Origin of the sequence: Methanosarcina sp. A14 (genome assembly GCF_001729375.1) — an archaeon.
GTDB lineage: Archaea > Halobacteriota > Methanosarcinia > Methanosarcinales > Methanosarcinaceae > Methanosarcina > Methanosarcina barkeri.
This window is the reverse complement of sequence record NZ_LZPK01000355.1, coordinates 1-15,475: the sequence shown is the minus strand read 5'-3', so window position 1 is coordinate 15,475 and position 15,475 is coordinate 1. Positions and strand designations below refer to the sequence as shown.

General features: G+C 40.0%; 12 protein-coding genes. 4 read left to right on the top strand and 8 right to left on the bottom strand.

Annotated elements, in window-relative coordinates; all coding sequences use genetic code 11:
* Positions 1 to 823: 823 nt before the first annotated feature.
* The 4 genes from A9239_RS15500 to A9239_RS15485 form a co-directional block, all read right to left on the bottom strand.
* On the bottom strand, positions 824 to 1,507 hold the full coding sequence (locus tag A9239_RS15500; RefSeq protein ID WP_048116992.1) for an ABC transporter ATP-binding protein: 684 nt from the start codon (positions 1,505 to 1,507) through the stop codon (positions 824 to 826).
* 253 nt (positions 1,508 to 1,760) lie between these two features.
* Entirely contained in the window at positions 1,761 to 2,930 is a 1,170-nt protein-coding gene (locus tag A9239_RS15495; protein WP_048155687.1) for an ABC transporter permease, read from the bottom strand.
* Between the two features lie 195 nt (positions 2,931 to 3,125).
* Positions 3,126 to 4,295, bottom strand: a complete 1,170-nt coding sequence (locus tag A9239_RS15490; protein WP_048157019.1) for an ABC transporter permease — start codon at positions 4,293 to 4,295, stop codon at positions 3,126 to 3,128.
* Positions 4,296 to 4,320: 25 nt separating this feature from the next.
* Positions 4,321 to 5,469, bottom strand: a complete 1,149-nt coding sequence (locus A9239_RS15485; RefSeq protein WP_048155690.1) for a hypothetical protein — start codon at positions 5,467 to 5,469, stop codon at positions 4,321 to 4,323.
* A 286-nt stretch (positions 5,470 to 5,755) separates the two neighbouring features.
* On the opposite strand from A9239_RS15485, the gene A9239_RS15480 reads away from it, so the two are divergent.
* On the top strand, positions 5,756 to 6,388 hold the full coding sequence (locus A9239_RS15480) for a TetR/AcrR family transcriptional regulator (protein WP_048155695.1): 633 nt from the start codon (positions 5,756 to 5,758) through the stop codon (positions 6,386 to 6,388).
* A 379-nt stretch (positions 6,389 to 6,767) separates the two neighbouring features.
* Positions 6,768 to 7,355, top strand: a complete 588-nt coding sequence (locus A9239_RS15475) for a TetR/AcrR family transcriptional regulator (RefSeq protein WP_048155697.1) — start codon at positions 6,768 to 6,770, stop codon at positions 7,353 to 7,355.
* Positions 7,356 to 7,562: 207 nt separating this feature from the next.
* On the opposite strand, the gene A9239_RS15470 is transcribed toward A9239_RS15475, so the two are convergent.
* The 4 genes from A9239_RS15470 to A9239_RS15455 all read right to left on the bottom strand — a co-directional run bounded on the left by A9239_RS15470 (position 7,563) and on the right by A9239_RS15455 (position 12,118).
* On the bottom strand, positions 7,563 to 8,246 hold the full coding sequence (locus A9239_RS15470) for an ABC transporter ATP-binding protein (RefSeq protein ID WP_048116979.1): 684 nt from the start codon (positions 8,244 to 8,246) through the stop codon (positions 7,563 to 7,565).
* 193 nt (positions 8,247 to 8,439) lie between these two features.
* The gene (locus A9239_RS15465) at positions 8,440 to 9,609 is read right to left on the bottom strand and encodes an ABC transporter permease (RefSeq protein WP_048116975.1); all 1,170 of its coding nucleotides are present in this window, start codon (positions 9,607 to 9,609) and stop codon (positions 8,440 to 8,442) included.
* A gap of 164 nt (positions 9,610 to 9,773) precedes the next feature.
* Complete coding sequence (locus A9239_RS15460; RefSeq protein ID WP_048155700.1) at positions 9,774 to 10,943, bottom strand: ABC transporter permease; 1,170 nt, start codon at positions 10,941 to 10,943, stop codon at positions 9,774 to 9,776.
* 5 nt (positions 10,944 to 10,948) lie between these two features.
* Complete coding sequence (locus A9239_RS15455; protein ID WP_048155702.1) at positions 10,949 to 12,118, bottom strand: hypothetical protein; 1,170 nt, start codon at positions 12,116 to 12,118, stop codon at positions 10,949 to 10,951.
* Between the two features lie 623 nt (positions 12,119 to 12,741).
* Here A9239_RS15455 and A9239_RS15445 point away from each other — a divergent pair.
* Together A9239_RS15445 and A9239_RS15440 are read left to right on the top strand one after the other, a co-directional pair.
* Entirely contained in the window at positions 12,742 to 13,791 is a 1,050-nt protein-coding gene (locus A9239_RS15445; protein ID WP_230668848.1) for a hypothetical protein, read from the top strand.
* A 612-nt stretch (positions 13,792 to 14,403) separates the two neighbouring features.
* A complete protein-coding gene (locus A9239_RS15440) occupies positions 14,404 to 15,429 on the top strand; it encodes an ATP-binding cassette domain-containing protein (RefSeq protein ID WP_369815440.1) in 1,026 nt (341 codons plus the stop codon).
* The last annotated feature ends 46 nt before the right edge of the window (positions 15,430 to 15,475 follow it).

Below are 15,475 nucleotides of genomic sequence, written 5' to 3'. Positions count from 1 at the left end.
GATTTTAAAAACTCCTATGTTTTAATAAAACTTAGTAATTATAAAATCATATTTAACATTAAATTGTTGTTTGCTAAAAAAACATTTTACATTGGAATATTTTTTGTTTGCAAACAATTTTTCATATAATTTATTTTAAATAAGTTTAGGAATAATTATAGATTGTAAACTGAAGAGAACAGGTAAAAGATATCTGATCAAAGAGAATAGATTTCTATAACGTTAGAAAAAACGGATGGATCAACACAATGGGAAATGACTGGTAGGGTATGTGAGTAAAGAATTGCCTGGAAGAGATTCTAATCCGAATAATATAATAGGATATTTTCGGAGTTACTGTATCGGGGGCTACAGTAAAAGGAATAAAACTCTCCCAGGCTCTTTCTAATCTTCTTAAAGCGCTTTTTAGGATTTCAATTGTTTTTAGGGTCTTAATTGTTTTTAGGGTTAATTGTTTTTAGGGTTTCAATTGTTTTTAATTGATACTTTTTGAACCGGGCATCTATAAAGTGAAAACTCGCATCAGACATTTTTAAGTAAAGGCAGTCCTGAAAAAAGTGGCATGCATATTGGTTGCACGGCACTGAACATTTTTTCCGTGTGCAAAGCAAACTTTTTAGTTGCCATTTTTTCATTCTTGCCGATGCAATAGCAACGCCCGTGAAAATAGGTGATAGGTATTCGAGCCGGTAATTTTAGCTATCAGGGCAATACTGTTTGTAAGAACCAATGACAGTTTTTTGCCGAATAAAAGTACTTTTTACTCTCTTTCCTTTTACTCTCTTTCCTTTTACTATTTTTCCATTTACATTCTCCACATTTTTTACGGAGCCATGATTTTTCCATCCACTAGCCTGATGATTCTATCAGCTTTTAAGGCCATATCATCGTTATGAGTAACTACAATAAATGTCTGATTATATTCCTTATTAAGCTGCCTCAACAGCTCGTAGATCATGTCACCCGTTTTTGTATCAAGGTTGCCTGTTGGCTCATCTCCCAGTACAATTGCAGGGGAACAGCTTAATGCTCTTGCTATTGCAACCCTCTGATTCTGCCCTCCTGAAAGTTCACCGGGTTTGTGATCCATCCGGTCTTCAAGTCCTACCTCTTTCAGGAGTTTTTCGGAAATTTCCTTTGCTTCTTTCCTCTTTTTTCCAGCAATTAAAAGTGGCATCATTACATTTTCCAGGGCTGTAAAATCAGGGAGCAAATGATGGTACTGGAAAACAAAACCAAGCATCCTGTTTCTTATCTCAGAACGTTCTTTGTCAGACATATTTGTTACATCATTTCTATCTATCAGTAGAGTGCCTGAGCTCGGAGTATCCAGCAGGCCTATTAAATGCATAAGTGTACTTTTGCCTGAACCCGACGGCCCGACAATTGCAATGAATTCCCCTTTTTTTATCTTCAGAGTTGCATTATCGAGAGCATGGAATTCCATCCCGTTTTGATAGGTTTTTGTCAGGTATTTAAGCTCGATTATTGGGCTTTCTTCTGTCATACTTTTTCTGCGCCTCATTGAGAGTTATTGAAATTTAAACAATCAGGGTTTTATTGGCTCTTACAGTCAGGATTTTATTGGTTCTTACAGTCAGGGTTTATTGACTCTTTTTTGATTTTAACTGCGCAAATTTTCAAATTTTATTATGTAGGTATTAGGTGAATATTAGGCGGACAATTTTAGATGTATAAATCAATTATATACTAAACCCAAGCAGCAGACTGCTTTATTACACCCGTGAGAAGTGATCATATCAGGCACTTTCTATGGCTTTTACAGGGTCAAGCTTTGCAGCCTTCCGTGCAGGGTAAATACCTGAGATTATGTTGATTATGAAAGCAAAGAAAGCAGCATATACGAAGTTGAGAGGGTCGACTTCAAGAGGAAGTGTCTGAAGCCCGAAATACATCTCCTGAGGGACTGCGATTTTATAGCTCTGCAGAGTAATGGTTGCAATATAACCCAGAATAGTACCCAAAACCAGCCCCATAGCTCCGAGAATTACAGACTGGAAAAGAAAAACAATCATTATGCTTTTTTGAGAAGCTCCCATAGCTTTTAAGATACCTATTTCTCGGGTTCGCTGAGCAACAATGGTAATCAGAGTATTTGCAATCCCGAACCCGGCAATCCCGTAAATAAGGATATAGAAAACGTTTACGAAAACCTTCTGAGTGTTTAGAAGATTAAGGATTTCTGCATTTGTTTCTATCCAGCTTACTGCATTAAGATCGGTTTCTTTTTCAATTGAGCTTGATATAACGTCGGCCTGGTACGGGTCTGCGACCCTGACCCCTATTGTGCTTACAACTCCAGGTTCATTGAAGAAATCCTGCAATGAATCCAGCCTTGCATAGGCTGTCACCTCATCTGCAGCCGTTCCGGTATGGATCAGACCTATAACCTTAAAAGAAGTTGTTTTTGAGCCCGGAAACACTGCATCTACCCGGTCTCCAGGCTGAACCTCAAGATTTTCCGCAAGCTTATCTCCAAGTATGATTCCATTTCTTGTATGGGTGAGCGATAGAAAGCTCCCTTCTATCATATCCTTGCTTACCCGCATAACCTTATCTTCAGCCTCAGGTTCAACTCCCTGAAGTGAAATACCCTCTGCATTATCCTTATATTCCAGGGCTGCCTGACCCAGATATTTGGGAGACAACGCTATAACTCCTTCTTTTTCCGAAATCAGGGCCGAATTATATTTGTAAAGATGAATAAACCCGTCTTTTTCATCCTGAGGATTGATAACAATATGGGGATTGTTCTCAGTACTGGACTTTATAAGCTCTCCTTGAAAGCCAGAAAGCATTGCCATCATTACCGTAATTACGGCTACGGCAAGGGCAACTGCAAGTATGGCAAAAAAAGTTTGCCTTTTTCTGGAAAAAACTTGCCTCAATGCGATTTTCAATTCATACATATGAATTAGCTCCTGGAGATAATGCATTTTAGAGTTTTTAGTCAGCAGGGAATCTCATAATTTCCAGAATATATAATCTGTCAAAATATTTTATTAATGTAACTTAATAATTTAATTTTAAATAAGCCAGGGAATAATCTTAAATCTGACTTATTTTGAACTGATAGCTTTCACGGGGTCATCTTAAATCTGTACTTATTTTGAACTGATAGCTTTCACGGGGTCGAGTTTAGCTGCCTGCTGGGCAGGGTAAATCCCGGCAATAAGGTTCAGCAGAAAAACTGCAATAATAATGACCAGAATATCTCCAGTTCGGACTATAATGGGAATGGTTGTCATGCCGCCGTAAAATTCTGAGGAAGCAGCTGGCATTTCGTACTGACCTAATCCCAGGGATATTGCAACTCCTGTAAGAGTCCCGATAAGAGCACCTAGCAAACCCAAAATACCGCTTTGAAGTACAAAGATTGTCCTGATACTGGAAACCGTAGCTCCCATAGCCCTAAGCATACCGATTTGGCTTGTAGCACCGATAACTGAAAGATTCAGAGCGCTAACCACTCCAAAAGAAGCAATAACTATAATCAGACCAAGGACTACATTGTTGGAAGTGCTCTCAATGGCAATTGTCCTAAGAATTTCAGGATTGGTTTCGGTCCAGCCTTTTGCTTTATAGCCGGCCTTTTTGATCTTAGCAGCAACTTCCCTGTCCCTATTAAAATCCTCAAGCCTGACAGAAAGACCGTTAATCACATCCGGAACATTGTAGAATTCCTGGGCGGTATCCAGGGATGTATAAGTAAGGGATTCGTCCAGAGGCGAACCGGTATGAAAAATTCCAACTACTCTCAGGGACAGAGGGGTTGCATTTGGAAAAGACACATCAACCGAGTCTCCAGGATTAACCTCAAGCTTATCTGCCAGTTTCGAGCCAATTACCACCGTATTTCTCGAATATTCAAGTTCCCTGAAATTTCCTTCAACCATATCAGCTTCAATGGCGCTGATATTGTTTTCCTGTAGAGGGATGACGCCTTTCAGCTCGGCGTTAAAGGAATTTGTCTTGAACTTGAAGGACGCTTTTCCTGTAAGAAACGGAGAAACTGCAGAAACACTCTCTATTTTTTCAGTTTTTTCGATGAGGGTTCTGTAAAGGTAAATATAGTCTTCACCTTCCTGCGGAGATACCGAGACGTGAGGAAGTTTATTTACGGTAGTGTTATAGAGTTCGCCAGTAAAACCAACCATAACCGCCTGGGAAACGGTAAGTACCATTACAGCAAGAGCTATAGCTCCAACTGAAAGAATTGTCTGGAATTTTCTTGCCCGAATCTGCCTGAGCGCAATAAAGAGTTCATAACGCATGGGACTCACAGCCTTCAATCTGGTTTCAAATTTTATTTCTGAAAAGGGCAAAAATCGCCGCAAGCCCTGAAACTAAAGCTGCCGCAGAAAAACCCGGGATTCCTTTTTCGTCTGAAGTCTCTGTTTCTGAAGTAGTATTATTTACCAGGCTAACGCTGGAATTTTGGGAGAGATCGGATTCGATAACTGTTTCCCTGTGCTCAATAATGTCACCGTCGTTTCCCAGAAGTTCGATCTCAAGCCTGTAGATCCCTTCAGTAAGCCTGTGGCTCCAGGCTACTTCAACGGTTTCGTCATCGTTATTCAGCAACACTGGAACCCTTTGCTGAACAGATTCAACAAGACTGGAGTTCCCTATTTCAGAAGTTGCTTTCAGTTTGTATACAGAAAAAATCAGTTTTCCTTCAAAAGGCACCTGAGAACGCCCATAAACAGTTGCACTTGCTCCGGTCTCATCTTTGTAGATATCGGTAATCTCAGCATCGTCTCTAGCAGTGAACCTCTCGGCTGAGCTTATAACCTCCTTATCAGGAGAATAAACCTGAATCTTTACTCTTCCAGCATACTCTTTATTGTTTTCAAGAAGTGTACCCCAGGGAGCGGAAAAAATATCCGGAGCGCTGGTAAGTGATAATTTTTCAGCTTTTGTTGTATAAACGACATCCGAACCATTTACAAGCATATATTCGATATCAAAAAGTGAGGCTTCTTTTGGAGAAAGTGCAACGCTGATTCCCTGGGAGTTAGCTACCAGGTCATTGACCTGAAGCCTTGAAGCAGAATTAGTGCCGTAAGCAAAATTATACTCAGACTCTGAAAGAACCTTGTTTCCTTCAAGAAGCTGAGCCTTTATCTTATAAGCTCCGCGTTCGGAACTTCCGACATTCCAGAAACCAACCTTTATTACCTGTTTATTTGCAGGAATGCTATCAACTGAAAATACCTGTCTGTCAAGCATTTCCTCATTTGTTCCCACGGGTCTGACAAGAAGCACCTCAAGGTTCAAGTTGTTTTCTGGCTGGTCCGAGTAGATGGTTACATCAAAGGACTCAAGATCACTATAAAGATCGGCTATGTAGGCTGTACTCGTTTCTCCAGTGTGAGAATTCTCGGATGCAGAGGCCGGAAAAACTGATATAAGGTAAAAAGTAAGTAAGAAAAGTGCAGCTTTCATTGTCTTTTACCCCGGTTCTGTATATAACAATTATTAAAATACATTTTTATAAAAATCGTTGAACTGCGTTTCAATCTTAGAGACTTTGGATTATTTCTGGACTTTGTATAAAATTCTATTAATCTTTTATGCATACAACTTATTAATAAAGGTTTTTGAACATTGTTCACTTAGAGTATTGATGCATACGAATTATTAATAAAGTTTTGAATATTGTTCACTTAGAGTATTGATGCATACGATTTATTAATAAAGTTTTGAATATTGTTCACTTAGGAGATATCAGATGCGGGATAAAATAATTGTTCAAAAAAATCAAAAGAGTACAAAACGGGATAAAAAGGCAAAAATCATTACCATCCAGGATGCCATGTGCATGCTGATAGAGACAAAAGGCTATGAAAACGTGACTATCCGGGACATAGCTGAAGCTGCCAGCGTGAGTATAGGACTGATCTATAAGTATTTCCCGGGAGGCAAGTTTGACATCCTTAAGGAGATCGGTTATAGATACACGGATGAGTTATTGAGGATAAAACAGCCAGAAACTATTGATTTTAATGATTTTCCGGGTTACATGAGAGATGTTATCAAAAATATGCAGCAATTCTACAAAGATAATAGTCCTTTAATAAAAGCGTTGATCATGGCCACACTGAGCGATAGCGAAATCATGGATGAAATCAAAAAGATGGATGTCAAAGACTACAAGACCGCATCCGAATTTTTTTGCCGTTTCAATGGCGTTGATATAGGTAATAAAGACCCCCTGGAAGTCCTTGTATGTTGGGGGTTTACTGTAAAAAGCATTATTCTCTGTGACATCATCTGCCCTCTGCCTCTCATGGACGAAGAAGCCCTGACTGACCTGATGGTCGATCTATCTTTGAAGATATGGGGTTATCAAGAGGGAGCATGAGTTTTTTTCAGGTGCACGCCAGCTAGATTAGGCAGTGTCAATATTCAACAATGTAAGCATCACTCCTGATACGACATCTCGGTTTGAGTGATCTGTCAGCGATTTTCGGCCGGGATCGGAACTTCCGTAGTGTTCTCTTTGGGACGTGCAGTCATCAGTTCTTTGATGCCAATAGTTTCCCCAACAACTTCGCCACTACTGCCGGTCGTTCACAGGCTTGAAAGTAAACAAGATGCCAGCCGCATCTCCTTCGATAAGGTGTCGGACAACTACGTGGGCCAGTTTTTTGTTAATATTCCACATTTTTCTTGACAAATATCTTTTTATCATATAAAATAACACATGTTATATAACAAATAATAATTAAAGAGGGATCTGTATGCCACCCAAAACAAAATTTGACAAAGAAGCTATTGTAGAAGCCGCTTTTGACATCGCTAAAGAAGAAGGCTTTGCTAGCATAACCGCTCGCAGCGTGGCGAAACGTCTCCATTGTTCGGTTGCGCCGATCTATCTCAATTTCGAAACAATTGATGATTTGATTAAAGCTGTTGTCGAACGTGTTTTTGCCCTTTCGGATGAATTGATGAAAAAACAAGAAGGATCGGACCTCTTTGAAAATATCGGAAAAGCCAGTTTAGCGTTTGCACGGGAGTACCCTGTCCTTTTTCGTGAACTAGTAATACAGCAAAATCCATACATGGCTTCGTATGAAAACGTTCAGGAGGCTATTGTTAAGGTACTGGCTGAAGACGAAAACTTGCGCGGTTTGACGTACGAAGAACGCAGGCGCCTGCTTTTAAAAATGCGGATCTTTCAAATGGGAATCTCGGTCATGGCTGCCAATGGTCAGCTGCCTTCCTGGCTTGATGACCAGGCTGCTGAGGCGCTTCTTCTGGAAATGGGAGAGGATCTCCTGCGTATCCAACAAATTAAACAAAAGGAGATGGAGCAATTAAAAAAATAATTATTATAGGTGGGATATCACCGGATTGATGTAGATAGCAAGTACAAGTTTTCCAGTAGACTCTCGCCAAATACCCAGAGCTGGATGCGACAAGTGGCTTGCCTGTATGCAGTGGGCAGAGTAAAGTTTTCCACGCAGCCGGAATGCCTGAAATGCTCATAAGTCTTCCTTTTGCATTCTTTATTTTTTCTCCTTACTGAACTGTAATTACTGAACTGTAATTTTCCCATCTACAAGCCTGATAATTTTATCAGCTTTTGAAGCCAGACTTTCGCTATGGGTTACTACGATAAATGTCTGATTATACTCCCTGTTCAGCTGCCTGAGAAGTTCATAGATCATGCCACCCGTTTTTGTATCAAGGTTACCTGTAGGTTCATCCCCGAGCACAATTGAAGGGGAGCAGCTCAATGCTCTTGCTATTGCAACCCTCTGGTTCTGCCCTCCTGAAAGTTCATTAGGTCTGTGATCCATTTTCTCTTCAAGTCCGACTTCTTTCAGAAGTTTTTCGGCAATTTCTCTTGCTCCTTTCTTCTTTTTCCCAGAAATCAAAAGTGGCATCATTACGTTTTCCAGAGCTGTGAAATCGGGAAGCAGGTGATGATACTGGAAAACAAAACCAAGTGTCCTGTTTCTTATCTCAGAAAGTTCTTTATCCGACATTTTTGTTACATCGTTTCTGTCTATCAGGAGGGTACCTGAACTAGGAGTGTCCAGCAGGCCTATAAGGTGCATGAGTGTACTTTTGCCTGAACCCGACGGCCCGACAATTGCAATGAATTCTCCTCTCTCAATATTCAGGTTCACACTATCAAGGGCATTAAACTCCACTCCGTTTTTATAGGTCTTTGTCAGATTTTTAATCTCAATAATTGGGCTTTCTTCTGTCATACTTTTTATCACCTCACTTAAATTATAATGATTTAGGCAGTAAGTGTTTAATCTGCTGTGTCTGCTATTTTCCAGTTCAACTGAGTGAGTTTTACAAAATTTAAGTTAATATGCAAAATTTCGCAAAGAAATTACAAGCGACAGTCAAATATTACAGTTTATTTTACTACTATAAAATGTGAATAATGTATATTCAGGCACTTTCAATGGCTTTTACAGAGTCAAGTTTTGCAGCCTTCTGCGCAGGATAGATTCCTGAGAAGATGTTGACAATAAAAGCAAAGAAAGCCGCATACAAGAAATTGAGCGGTTCAATTTCAATAGGAAGGGTCTGAAGCCCGAAATACGTCTCCGGTGGGACTTCTATTTCATAGTTCTGGAGCGCAATTATCGAAATATAACCGAGAATTGTACCGAACATCAGGCCTATTACTCCAATGATCATGGATTGGAAAAGAAAGATAGCCATAATGCTCTTTCTCGAAGTTCCCATAGCTTTCAGGATACCTATTTCCCTGGTTCTCTGAGCAACGACAGTGATCAGAGTGTTTGCAATTCCAAAGCCTGCAATTGCGTAAATCAGGAAGTATAAAATATTTACAGAGACCTTCTGGATATCTAAGAAGCTGAGGATTTCAGAGTTTGCTTCGCCCCAGCTTACAGCATCAAGTCTGGTTTCTCCTTCAATCGAAGATGCAATAGCATCTGCCTGGTAAGGGTCTGCTACTCTGACTCCTATATTGCTTACAACTCCCGGTTCATTGAAAAAATCCTGAGCCGAATCGAGCCTTGCATAGGCTGTTACCTCGTCTGCAGAAGTTCCAGTATGAAAAAGACCTATGACCTTGAAAGAAGTTGTTTGCGAGCCCGGAAAAACAGCATCAACCCGGTCTCCCACATTGACGTCAAGGTTTTTTGCAAGTTGATCCCCGAGTAGAATCCCGTATCTTGTATGAATAAGGGCTGTGAAGTCACCTTCCACAACATCCTCACCTACCCTCATAACACTCTCTTCAGCCATTGGGTCAACTCCCTGAAGAGAAACCCCTTCGGCATTGTCTCTGTATTTAAGCGCCACCTGTCCAATATATTTGGGGGAAGCAGCTATAACTCCCTCTTTTTCGGAGATCAGGGCCGAGTTGTATTTGTAGAGGTGAATAAACTCCTCTTTTTCATCCTGAGGATTGATAACAATATGTGGATTGTCCTCAATACTGGACTTTAGAAGCTCTCCTTGAAAGCCAGAAAGCAATGCCATCATTACTGTGATTACGGCAACTGCAAGGGCAACGGCAAGTATAGAAAAAAGGGTCTGCTTTTTTCTGGATAATACCTGCCTCAAAGCGATTTTCACTTCATACATCTGAATAAACTCCTAAATATGGGTATGTATTAGAGTTTTTAGACAACGGATATTTTATGGTTTTAAAAATATTAAATTAGATAAGATTTTTAGCCAACTGGATTTTCACAGTTAACATTTACAATTAATTGTCAAATTGACTTTGAAATTGCATTACCCCGCACTCACTTTGAAGTAATAGCTTTTATAGGGTCCACTTTTGCCGCATGCCGCGCAGGATAAACTCCTGTAATCAGATTAAGCAGAAAAACGGCAAAAATGATGAATAAAGTATCCATAAGGTGCACGGCAACAGGGATGAAGGAAATACTTCCGTAAACATCGGATGAATCTGGCTGGATCTCATACTGTCCTATTGTCAGAGCTATAAGAATTCCTGCAAAAGTGCCGATAAGAGCGCCCAGAAGGCCAAGAATCCCGCTCTGGAATATGAAAATTTTCTGGATGCTTGAGACCGGTGCACCCATAGCGCGAAGCATACCTATCTGACTCGTTGCACTGATAACCGAAAGATTCAGTGTACTGACAACGCCAAAGGAGGCTATGACAACAACAAGCCCGTATATGATATTGTCTGTAGTGCTTTCGAGAGCAAGGGTGCGGAGGATTGCAGAATATGTCTCTGTCCAGCCTTCTGCATTATAACCAAGTTTTTTGATCTCGTTTGCAATTTCCCTATCCCTGTTAAAATCACTGAGACGAACAGAAATCCCATTAACCACGTTCGAGGCATCATAGAATTGTTGGGCAGTATGCAGGGAAGTATATGTCAGGGACTCGTCAAGAGAAGACCCCGTATGGAAGATCCCCACAACTCTTAAAGAGAGGGGATTTGCATTCGGAAAAGACACATTTATGAAGTCCCCCAGATTAACCTCAAGTTTTTCCGCAAGCTTTGAACCTATAACCACCGTATTTCTCGAGAATTCCAGTTCCTGGAAACTGCCCTCAACCATATCTTCTTCGATAGATCCAATTTCATTTTCCTGTGAAGGGATTATACCTCTAATCTCAGAATTAAGGGAATTGTCCTTGAATTTCAAAGAAGCCTGACCTGTAAGGAAAGGAGAAACTGCAGCAATTCCTTCAATTGAGCTAATCCTTTCTATCAAAGTGTCATAGAGATAGATGTAATCCTCACCTTCTTCTGGAGAGACCGAGACATGAGGAATTTTGTCCACCGACGTGTTATAAAACTCCTCTGTAACACCTACCATAATAGAATGGGAAATTGTAAGTATCATTACAGCTAGAGCTATTGCTCCTACCGAAAGTAGAGTCTGGAATTTTCTTGCCCTGATCTGTCTGAGAGCAATTAAAAGTTCATAACTCATGGAATTCACGGCCTTTTTGATTTTTTATTATGTATTTTAAAAAATACAAAAACCATAGCAAGCCCCGCAGTTCCTGCTATAACAGAAGAGCCAGTGATACCGTTCCCCTCTTCTTCGTCTGAGGTTTCATTTCCTGTATCAAGGACTGTCGCACCCTCATTCATAGGAGAAAAATCAGACTCAACAATGGTTTCCCTGCGTTCTATAACATCTCCGTCGTTACCGATAAGTTCAATCTTGAGTCTGTAAACTCCCTCAGTGAGCCTTTCTTTCCAGGCGACCTCAATGGTTTCGTCATCGTTATTCAGCAACACTGGAACCCTTTGCTGGACAGACTCAACAAGACTGGCACTCCCTTTTTCAGAATTTGCGTCCAGTTTGTGTACTGAAAAAAGCAGACTTCCTTCAAAAGGCACCTGGGAACGCCCATAAATAGTTGCACTTGCCCCGGTCTCGTCTTCGTAGATATCGGTAATCTCAGCATCGTCTCTGGCAGTGAAACGCTCTGTTGAAACTATAAACCCTTGGTCTGGGGAGTAAACATGGACCTTTACTCTACCATCATACTCTTTATTATTCTCAAGGAGAGTACCCCAGAATGCAGAAAAAGCTTCAGGAACACTTGTCAAGGATACCTTTTCGGTTTTTGTTTCATAGATTACATCGTGTCCGTTTACAAGCATATATTCGATATCAAAAAGTGAAGCCTGATTTGGGGAGAGTACAACAGAGATTCCTTCGGAGTTAGGGACAAGATCGTCTACATGAAGTCTGGAAGCTGAGTTGCTGCCGTAAACAAATTCATACCTGGATTCTGAGAGTATCTGCCCCTGTTCCATAAGCCTTGCTCTCAGAGTATAAGCTCCACGCGTGGGATTCCTGACATCCCATAAGCCAACTTTCGTAACTTTTGTATTCGCAGGAAAATTACCAGTTAAAAATTCCTGAGTAGCAATGATTTCTTCACTCCCCTTTCCTGGCCTGATCAAAGATGTCTCAAGGGTCAGATTCTTTTCCGGCTGGACCGAGTAGAGTGTTATATCAAAGGACTCGAGGTCACTGTAGAGTTCGACTATGCGTGCTGGACTTGTTCCATAGGTCTGGGTGCTGTTTGCTGCAGAGGCCTGAGGGGCCGATAAAAGAAGCAAAGCAAGTACGAAAAGTATTGATTTCATGATTTTACCCCGATTCAATAACAAAACATTGTTTTGATCTGAAAGATTTCTGATTATTTTTTGATTTATGCACAAGTTTACTAAGATTCGACGAATACGACTTATTGGTCTTCAGCCAGTGTTTCAACCATAGCATCCTGAACGGTTTCATAAGAAGTCACGTATGGATTTTCTGTATTGCCAGTTCACGAAACAAAACCGGACACTCCCATGCAAACACTGAACTGTTTTTCTCTAGATTTTCCAAAAGGTCCGGACCTTCTTGTTTTTTCAGCATTTGTTTTAGATGGCATACAGAATCACATTAGATAACATATGTTATATAACAAATGTTATTTATCGTATATATAAATTTGCTTAGAATTGATGAACAACGTTCACTTGATAAGCAGCAATTGGTACAACTTAGTAATGATGTTTTTGAACAATGTTCACTTAGAAAATTTCATATGCCTGCTAAAAAATGTGTTCAGGACAAACAGACAAGTATCAAACAGGACAATAAAGGCGAAATTCATGATTTCTCGGTTCCGAAGACACATGGAAACTAATATAAATCAACGACCAGATAAGAATCATATGAATCTTGATGAAAACAATAAACTTGTTGAAGTGAGTTCTCATTGTCCGAACTTCTCATGCCGGATACTCCAATGATAAAGGAAATAAAAAGCATTTACGAGAATGAATACGAGTACAGTGAATATCTTAGTGAAATCGAGTTTTCAATTGCCGAATATTACTACAAAGAGAACCGGAAAGTAACGGACAAAGATGTCATAAAAGCATTGAAGAATATAAAGCAGAACCGCGACAAGCCAATTAGTTTTTTTGAAAAAGCCCTTGAAAAGGAAATTGTAAAAAGCCTGGTTGAACCTCTTGAGGAAAGCCCGCTTACCGACCATGAATTTACTCTTGTTCTTGCCTACGTTTTGTGGGTCATTGATAACAGGTCCTGGCTGGAGGGAAAACAGGCCTATGTAAAGTGGGTTACATACGTGCTTGGCTTTTTTTCAGAGGAAGAAGAGAAAAAATACGAAAGGCAGTTCAAAAAATTTGCAAGTAAAATGGGCGTATCTGGAGCTCAGGTTGATATGCTTCTCATGAAAAAAGATGCTGAAGATTTCTTTGACGAGGAAGACCTTTTTGAAGAGGGAGGCTTATTAGAAGTACTGGGGCCAGACGAGATTTTTGGAGTGGACAGTACGGCAGAGAATCTTGAAACGGGTTTCTTTTTAATGGATGACAATGAAAAATTTGATTACCTGCTGGAAAATGGTCCGGATTATGTTGAACTTGTTCAATCCTATCTCCTGGACCTTATGGAAATAGAAAATTTTGAAAAAATCCAGGACTTTTACAAAAAGTTCAATCAAAAATATAAAGATTTTTACCCTTTGTATTTTGTTATGGGGATAGTCTACATTGAAAGAGATCCAGCCCTTGCAAAGTCATATTTTGAAGAAACTCTGAAAGCTGTTGAAAAGCAGGACGAACTTCCAAAAAGTTATAACTATGAACTAAAACAGAATCTCGACTCTCTGATAAAATACCTCATTGAAGAACCCGCTGAAAAACCAGAAGAAAAAGTCCGTTCAAGCAAAAAAGGTAAAAGAAAAGGTGTATCTGCAAAAAAAGCTTCAAATAAGGACGATGAAATCGAATGGATCTAAATGGATCTAATATATTTAGTTTTGAGTCTTGCCCTGTACCGTGAAGTTTCCGAGAAACGATCTACATTTATTGTAAGCTTACCGGCTTTAAACATTTTTTAATTTTATGCTAATCAGGATTCACATTTCTTATTTTCATGCTAATTAGGATTAAATATATTTTTTATTTATATATTAAGGCAGTGAGCCATCATCAAAAACCTGCAATATTTATGACAAACATCCAAATCTTACTGAAAATATAAGGGAATGGCTTTGTCCCGAATGTGATGCCTTGTATAATCGGGACATAAATATCGTAATCAATAACAAGAAATTTACACTTATGAAACATAAATATCGTAATCAATAACAAGAAATTTACACTTATGAAACATAAATATCGTAATCAATAACAAGAAATTTACACTTATGAAACATGAAAAAGAGCTCGTGGACTCGTTGGCGGAAGTAAGGAGAATGAAGCAAGAGAATCTTCACTCTCAAGAACTTGAGCTGTCAAACGAGAGTTTCAGGGCTAGGTAGTTTACCCAGATTCATTAATCAGTTTACTTTCTGTAGAAATTCCGGCAAAATACCTATTTATCAATGAAAGTTTCATTTCCTTTATAGATAGAAGCAGATGGAGTACTGGTTCTGGAAGATAATATCATAGAAGTAAATAACCTTGAATATTTTTTCGGCGAGATAAAAGCCGTCGATAACATCAGTTTTACGGTAAGAAAAGGGGAGATATTTTCTTTTCTCGGGCCAAACGGGGCTGGGAAAAGTACTGTAATTAATATTCTTACCACTCTCCTGCCTATGCAGAAAGGAAGAGTAACTATTGCAGGCTATGATTTGAGAACCGAGCCTGAAAAAGTCAGGGAATCAATAGGGATTGTCTTTCAAGAGTTGACTCTTGATAGGGATATGACTGTTCGTGAGATTCTGGAATACCACGGAAGGCTTTATTCCATGCCAAAAGCTCAAAGGCAGTCGTGTGTTGACAAATTGCTCAGTCTGGTAGAGCTTGAAGCAAAGAGGAATGTCCTGACAAGATATCTGAGCGGTGGAATGAAGCGCAGGCTTGAGATTGCAAGGGGGCTCATGACACGTCCGAGAGTGCTTTTCATGGACGAGCCTACAATCGGGCTTGACCCTCAAACAAGAATAAGAATCTGGGATTACGTAAAGGACATCAACCGGCAGGGCACAACAATTTTCCTGACAACCCATTACATGGACGAAGCCGACCAGCTCAGTGACAGGATAAGCATCATAGATCATGGGGAAATCATTGTCACAGGCAAACCCTGGGAGTTAAAAAATGCACTTGGTGAAGATCTTATATATCTCGAAACAAGTGATAACAGGGAAGCTTCCAGCCTGTTAGAGAAACTTGATACCGTAAAGGGGGTTCGAGGCAAATCAAAAGGAATAATTGCTATGGTCAATGTGGACGGTACCTACCTGCTGCCTGAGATCATGGATAAACTTCGGAACGGGGGAATTAAGATCAGGGCCGTAAACCTTAAAAAGCCATCAATGGATGACGTTTTTGTCCATTATACCGGAAGGGAGCTAAGGGATACAGGGAGAGGGCCAAGTACAGGGACCGAAAAAACAATTGTGGCAAACCAGGAAGGCGTTAAGTGATGCATAAAGGCTTTCTTACTATATACTGGCGTGACATGTTGAGGTT

Bases quoted from the DNA above. Each gene is read 5' to 3' on its own strand.
- A9239_RS15485 (WP_048155690.1), bottom strand. From the start codon at position 5,469: ATGAAAGCTGCACTTTTCTTACTTACTTTTTACCTTATATCAGTTTTT.
- A9239_RS15455 (WP_048155702.1), bottom strand. From the start codon at position 12,118: ATGAAATCAATACTTTTCGTACTTGCTTTGCTTCTTTTATCGGCCCCT.
- A9239_RS15465 (WP_048116975.1), bottom strand. From the start codon at position 9,609: ATGTATGAAGTGAAAATCGCTTTGAGGCAGGTATTATCCAGAAAAAAG.
- A9239_RS15500 (WP_048116992.1), bottom strand. From the start codon at position 1,507: ATGACAGAAGAAAGCCCAATAATCGAGCTTAAATACCTGACAAAAACC.
- A9239_RS15460 (WP_048155700.1), bottom strand. From the start codon at position 10,943: ATGAGTTATGAACTTTTAATTGCTCTCAGACAGATCAGGGCAAGAAAA.
- A9239_RS15470 (WP_048116979.1), bottom strand. From the start codon at position 8,246: ATGACAGAAGAAAGCCCAATTATTGAGATTAAAAATCTGACAAAGACC.
- A9239_RS15495 (WP_048155687.1), bottom strand. From the start codon at position 2,930: ATGTATGAATTGAAAATCGCATTGAGGCAAGTTTTTTCCAGAAAAAGG.
- A9239_RS15480 (WP_048155695.1), top strand. From the start codon at position 5,756: ATGCGGGATAAAATAATTGTTCAAAAAAATCAAAAGAGTACAAAACGG.
- A9239_RS15490 (WP_048157019.1), bottom strand. From the start codon at position 4,295: ATGCGTTATGAACTCTTTATTGCGCTCAGGCAGATTCGGGCAAGAAAA.
- A9239_RS15475 (WP_048155697.1), top strand. From the start codon at position 6,768: ATGCCACCCAAAACAAAATTTGACAAAGAAGCTATTGTAGAAGCCGCT.